This window comes from Pseudomonas sp. H1_D04 (assembly GCF_054683855.1).
In genome coordinates, this window is record NZ_CP162826.1 from 3,124,001 (window position 1) to 3,130,000 (window position 6,000).

The following is a 6,000-nucleotide window of genomic DNA, read 5'->3' on the forward strand; positions in this document are numbered from 1 at the left end:
CTCGCGCTGGGTGGGAAAAGCCCGCAACACTTGGGACGATCCCAATACTTGCTCAGTCAGTGCTGACGTAGTCGGCGACCACCGTCGCTCATGCTCTGTTGAGAAGTAAACCTATTAAGACCCGTCGGTTTTCAACGGACGGTATTCTGGCGTTTTAGAGGTGAACAACGTGGAGCTTTTATCTGGCGGTGAGATGCTCGTCCGCTTTTTGCGTGACGAAGGCGTCGACTATATCTACGGGTACCCAGGTGGTGCTCTGTTGCATGTTTACGACGCACTGTTCAAGGAGCCGGCTGTTACCCACATCCTGGTTCGCCACGAACAAGCCGCGACCCATATGGCTGACGGTTACGCCCGTGCCACCGGTAAAGCCGGCGTGGTGCTGGTAACGTCCGGCCCAGGCGCAACGAATGCCATTACCGGCATTGCGACTGCTTATATGGACTCCATCCCGATGGTGATCATTTCTGGCCAGGTGCCAAGCACCATGGTCGGTACCGATGCATTCCAGGAAACCGACATGATCGGTATCTCCCGGCCGATCGTGAAACACAGCTTCATGATCAAGCATGCGTCGGAAATTCCGGAAGTCATGAAAAAGGCGTTCTACCTCGCGCAGTCCGGTCGCCCGGGCCCTGTCGTGGTCGATATCCCGAAAGACATGACCAACCCGGCTGAGAAATTCGAATACGTCTTCCCGAAGAAAGCCAAGCTGCGCTCCTACAGTCCGGCCGTTCGTGGGCACTCGGGGCAAATTCGCAAGGCGGCAGAAATGCTTCTGGCAGCCAAGCGCCCTGTGTTGTACTCGGGTGGCGGTGTGATCCTCGGCGGGGGCTCCGCCCCATTGACCGAGTTGGCCAAGCTTCTCAACCTGCCGGTCACCAACACCCTGATGGGCCTCGGCGCCTTTCCGGGTACGGACCGTCAGTTCGTCGGCATGCTCGGCATGCACGGCAGCTACACCGCCAACCTGACCATGCACCACGCCGACGTGATCCTGGCTGTGGGTGCGCGTTTTGATGATCGTGTGATCAACGGCGCGAGCAAATTCTGCCCGAACGCGAAGATCATCCACATCGATATTGATCCAGCGTCCATCTCCAAGACCATCAAGGCCGACGTGCCAATTGTAGGTCCTGTGGAAAGTGTACTGACCGAAATGGTCGCTGCGCTTAAGGACATCGGTGAGACGCCGAACAAGGAATCCGTCGCCAGCTGGTGGAAGCAGATCGACGAATGGCGCGGTGACCGCGGCCTGTTCCCTTACGACAAGGGCGACGGCAGCATCATCAAGCCTCAAACCGTGATCGAGACCCTGTGCGAAGTGACCAAGGGCGACGCCTTTGTGACCTCCGACGTGGGTCAGCACCAGATGTTCGCCGCGCAATACTACAAGTTCGACAAGCCTAACCGCTGGATCAACTCCGGTGGTCTGGGCACGATGGGCTTTGGTTTTCCTGCGGCCATGGGTGTGAAGCTGAGCTTCCCGGACAGCGACGTCGCGTGCGTTACCGGTGAAGGCAGCATCCAGATGAACATTCAGGAACTGTCGACGTGCCTGCAGTACGGTCTTCCGGTGAAGATCGTCTGCCTGAACAACGGCGTGCTGGGTATGGTTCGTCAATGGCAGGACATGAGCTACGGCAGCCGTCACTCTCATTCCTATATGGAATCGCTTCCGGATTTCATCAAGTTGGTTGAAGCCTATGGCCACGTCGGCATTCGCATCACCGATCTGAAAGATCTGAAGCCGAAGATGGAAGAGGCGTTCGCCATGAAGGACCGCCTGGTGTTCCTCGATATTCAAGTGGATACCAGCGAGCACGTTTATCCGATGCAGATCAAAGACGGCTCTATGCGCGACATGTGGCTGAACAAGACGGAGCGTACTTAATCATGCGGCACATTATCTCCCTGCTTCTGGAGAACGAACCCGGCGCTCTGTCTCGTGTTGTCGGCCTGTTTTCGCAACGCAACTACAACATCGAAAGCCTGACCGTGGCTCCGACCGAAGACCCGACTCTGTCGCGCCTGACGTTGACCACCGTGGGCCACGATGAGGTGATCGAGCAGATCACCAAGAACCTCAACAAGCTGATCGAGGTGGTCAAGCTGGTCGACCTGTCGGAAAGTGCCCACATCGAGCGCGAGCTGATGCTGGTAAAGGTCAAGGCTACGGGTGCCCAACGTGCCGAAATCAAGCGGACTACCGACATCTATCGCGGGCAGATCGTCGATGTGAGCGCCAGCGTTTATACCGTGCAACTGACCGGTACAAGCGACAAGTTGGACAGCTTCATCCAGTCGATCGGGACGGCCTCGATTCTGGAAACGGTACGCAGTGGTGTCACCGGGATTGCCCGTGGCGACAAAGTACTCAGCATCTAACCCAAATTAGTGAATGGCCTTACGGCCTGGATATATAGAGGAACCTCATGAAAGTTTATTACGATAAAGATTGTGACCTGTCGATCATCCAGGGCAAGAAAGTCGCCATCATCGGCTACGGCTCCCAGGGTCACGCGCAAGCTTGCAACCTGAAAGACTCCGGCGTTGACGTGACTGTTGGCCTGCGTAAAGGCTCGGCCACCGTTGCCAAGGCGGAAGCTCATGGCCTGAAAGTGACTGACGTTGCTTCCGCTGTTGCTGCTGCTGACCTGGTCATGATCCTGACCCCGGACGAGTTCCAGTCCTCGTTGTACAAAAACGAAATCGAGCCGAACATCAAGAAAGGCGCCACCCTGGCCTTCTCCCACGGCTTTGCGATTCACTACAACCAGGTTGTGCCGCGCGCAGACCTGGACGTGATCATGATCGCGCCAAAAGCGCCAGGTCACACCGTACGCTCTGAGTTCGTCAAAGGCGGTGGTATCCCTGACTTGATCGCGATCTACCAGGATGCTTCGGGCAACGCCAAGAACGTCGCGCTGTCCTACGCTGCTGGCGTAGGTGGCGGTCGTACCGGCATCATCGAAACCACCTTCAAGGACGAGACCGAAACCGACCTGTTCGGCGAGCAAGCCGTTCTGTGCGGCGGTACCGTTGAACTGGTTAAAGCCGGTTTCGAAACCCTGGTTGAAGCTGGCTACGCGCCGGAAATGGCCTACTTCGAATGCCTGCACGAACTGAAGCTGATCGTTGACCTCATGTACGAAGGCGGTATTGCCAACATGAATTACTCGATCTCCAACAACGCCGAATACGGCGAGTACGTGACTGGCCCAGAAGTGATCAACGCCGAGTCCCGCCAAGCTATGCGCAACGCCCTGAAACGTATTCAGGACGGCGAATACGCCAAAATGTTCATCAGTGAAGGCGCTACCGGCTACCCTTCGATGACCGCCAAGCGTCGTAACAACGCTGCTCACGGTATCGAAGTCATCGGCGAGCAACTGCGTTCCATGATGCCGTGGATCGGTGCCAACAAGATCGTCGACAAAGCTAAAAACTAAGTCGTACGCATCAAGAGAAAACGCGGCTTAGGCCGCGTTTTTTCGTTTGGGGGCGGGTTCTGGTATAAAGCTGCATCGTTTGCGAGCGAACACTCGCCGCAAGTATTGGTCGAATTTTTTCACACCGTTGCAAGGTAAAGTCCATGAGCGAACGTCCCGAAGAGCCTAACCAGGCTCCTGACGCCGAAAGCCTGCTACCGATCGATGAACATGTCGAAGAAGGGCATGACGCTGAAGGCCGCAAGGTCCGGCATCGTGGCATCTATTTGCTGCCCAATCTGTTCACTACGGCAAACTTGTTTGCCGGTTTCTATTCCATTATCAACTCCATGAGTGCCCAAAGTGCGCTGGCGGCGGGTGATGCGGCGAGTGCCAGCAAGTACTTCGGTTTTGCGGCCATTGCCATTTTCGTGGCCATGGTACTCGACGGTTTGGATGGTCGTGTTGCACGTATGACCAATACCCAAAGTGCTTTCGGTGCCGAGTACGATTCGCTGTCTGACATGGTTGCATTTGGGGTCGCGCCGGCGCTGTTGGCATTTGCTTGGGCGTTGGGTGACATGGGGAAGGTTGGCTGGATGGTTGCCTTCATCTATGTCGCGGGCGCCGCTTTGCGTCTGGCGCGCTTCAACACTCAGGTGGGTACTGCTGATAAACGTTACTTCATCGGGTTGGCCAGTCCGGCAGCGGCGGGTGTCGTGGCGGGTATCGTCTGGGCATTCAGTGATTACGGCATCCAGGGCTCGAAAATGTCTTTCCTGGTGGCGTTAATGGTTGCCGCTGCCGGAATGCTGATGGTCAGCAACATCAAGTACAACAGCTTCAAGGAGCTTGATCTCAAAGGGCGAGTACCTTTCGTGGCAATCCTGGCAGTGGTGCTGGTGTTTGCGGTGGTCTTCAGTGATCCGCCTCGGATTCTGCTATTGGCCTTCTTGGTCTACGCCGCTTCTGGGCCAGTTCAGTACTTGCTAGATATGCGCCGGGACAAAACGTTGCCTTAATGTAATTTCCCCCATACTCCGCAGTCTATTGGTGCATCAGTCCTCCAATGCTGCGGAGTTGCCATGTTAATCAAATTGCCTAAAGCGTCCGATTGCCATGAATCGGATGTCACTCCTGAATCCTTCTATTTTTCTCGCCGTAGCTTTATCGGTGGTGCGCTTGCGGGCATTGCTGCCAGCAGCCTGCCGCGTTGGGCCAGTGCGGATGACGCTGCGCGATATGCCGATGTTGAGCCGGGGAAGGCGCCGAGCTGGTTTACTGGCAAGCTGCCTGCTACTAAATGGCAGGCTGTGACGGTTGAAGGTGAGGCTATCACCCCGTTCAAGGACGCAACCCACTACAACAACTTCTATGAATTCGGCACTGACAAAGGGGATCCGGCGAACAACGCGGGTTCACTCAAGACCGAACCTTGGAGTGTCGTGATTGATGGTGAGGTTGCCAAGCCGGGGCGTTATGCCTTGGAGGACTTCATGAAGCCCTATCAGTTGGAAGAGCGGATCTACCGGTTGCGCTGCGTCGAGGCTTGGTCGATGGTCATTCCATGGATGGGCTTTCCGATATCCGCGTTGCTCCAGCAGGTTGGGCCAACCTCCAAGGCCAAATACATCCGCTTTGAAACACTCCAGGATTCCAAGAGCATGCCGGGGCAGCGTTCGAGTTTTGGCTTGATCGATTGGCCTTATGTTGAAGGTTTGCGCCTGGATGAGGCGATGAATCCTTTAGCGATTCTTGCCGTTGGGATGTATGGGCGCGAGTTGCCCAATCAGAACGGCGCGCCGTTACGTCTCGTCGTGCCTTGGAAGTACGGTTTCAAGAGTGTGAAGTCGATCGTGCGGATCAGCCTTGTGAGTGAGCAGCCGAAAACCACGTGGCAGAGTATTGCGGCGGATGAGTATGGGTTCTATGCCAATGTGAACCCTACAGTGGACCATCCGCGTTGGACTCAGGCGCGTGAGCGTCGTCTGCCAAGTGGTTTGTTCAGTCCGAATGTACGTGAAACGCAGATGTTCAATGGTTACTCGGATGAGGTTGCTTCTTTATATGCCGGTCTCGACCTGCGGAAGAACTACTAATGCGCTACCCCATCTGGCGCATCGGCGTTTTTATAGTCGCGGCAGTGTGGCCTTTGTTATGGCTATATGAGGCGTGGAGTTTTGTTCTTGGACCAGATCCAGGAAAGGTGCTGGTTGATCGACTGGGGTTGGGCACTTTGATCCTGCTGTTGATCACGCTGGGGATGACCCCGCTGCAAAAGTTGAGCGGCTGGGCGGGGTGGATAGCGGTGCGCCGACAGCTAGGGTTGTGGTGCTTTGCTTATGTGGTACTGCATCTGGCGGCCTATTGTGTGTTTGTTCTGGGTCTGGATTGGTCTCAGCTTGGGGTCGAGCTACGTAAGCGGCCTTATATTATTGTGGGTACGTTAGGGTTCTTGTCGTTGCTGGTGTTGGCGGTGACGTCTAATCGCTATAGCCAACGTCGACTGGGCAGTCGTTGGAAGAAGCTGCATCGCCTGGTATATGTGATTCTTGGGCTTGGACTGCTG

Annotated in this window: 6 protein-coding genes (1 of these 6 running past the window's edge); all 6 read left to right on the top strand. The window is 55.7% G+C overall.

From position 1 onward, the window contains the following. Positions 1 to 169 precede the first annotated feature (169 nt). Positions 170 to 1,894: an acetolactate synthase 3 large subunit gene (locus AB4N82_RS14435; RefSeq protein ID WP_095186270.1), complete on the top strand. Its 1,725-nt coding sequence runs from the start codon at positions 170 to 172 to the stop codon at positions 1,892 to 1,894. Between the two features lie 2 nt (positions 1,895 to 1,896). Beyond that, a complete protein-coding gene (ilvN, locus tag AB4N82_RS14440) occupies positions 1,897 to 2,388 on the top strand; it encodes an acetolactate synthase small subunit (RefSeq protein WP_003176102.1) in 492 nt (163 codons plus the stop codon). 47 nt (positions 2,389 to 2,435) lie between these two features. Further along, the gene (ilvC, locus tag AB4N82_RS14445) at positions 2,436 to 3,452 is read left to right on the top strand and encodes a ketol-acid reductoisomerase (protein ID WP_003194132.1); all 1,017 of its coding nucleotides are present in this window, start codon (positions 2,436 to 2,438) and stop codon (positions 3,450 to 3,452) included. Positions 3,453 to 3,595: 143 nt separating this feature from the next. Next, the gene (pssA, locus tag AB4N82_RS14450) at positions 3,596 to 4,453 is read left to right on the top strand and encodes a CDP-diacylglycerol--serine O-phosphatidyltransferase (RefSeq protein ID WP_122765321.1); all 858 of its coding nucleotides are present in this window, start codon (positions 3,596 to 3,598) and stop codon (positions 4,451 to 4,453) included. Between the two features lie 63 nt (positions 4,454 to 4,516). After that, positions 4,517 to 5,530, top strand: coding sequence for a protein-methionine-sulfoxide reductase catalytic subunit MsrP (gene msrP / locus AB4N82_RS14455; protein WP_122765322.1), 1,014 nt, complete (start codon positions 4,517 to 4,519; stop codon positions 5,528 to 5,530). Next, positions 5,530 to 6,000: the 5' portion of a protein-methionine-sulfoxide reductase heme-binding subunit MsrQ gene (msrQ, locus tag AB4N82_RS14460; RefSeq protein WP_032884763.1), read on the top strand. The gene runs 150 nt beyond the window's last position; the window shows 471 of its 621 coding nt (coding positions 1-471); the start codon lies at positions 5,530 to 5,532; its stop codon lies beyond the right edge, outside the window. Before msrP ends, msrQ begins: the two co-directional genes overlap by 1 nt.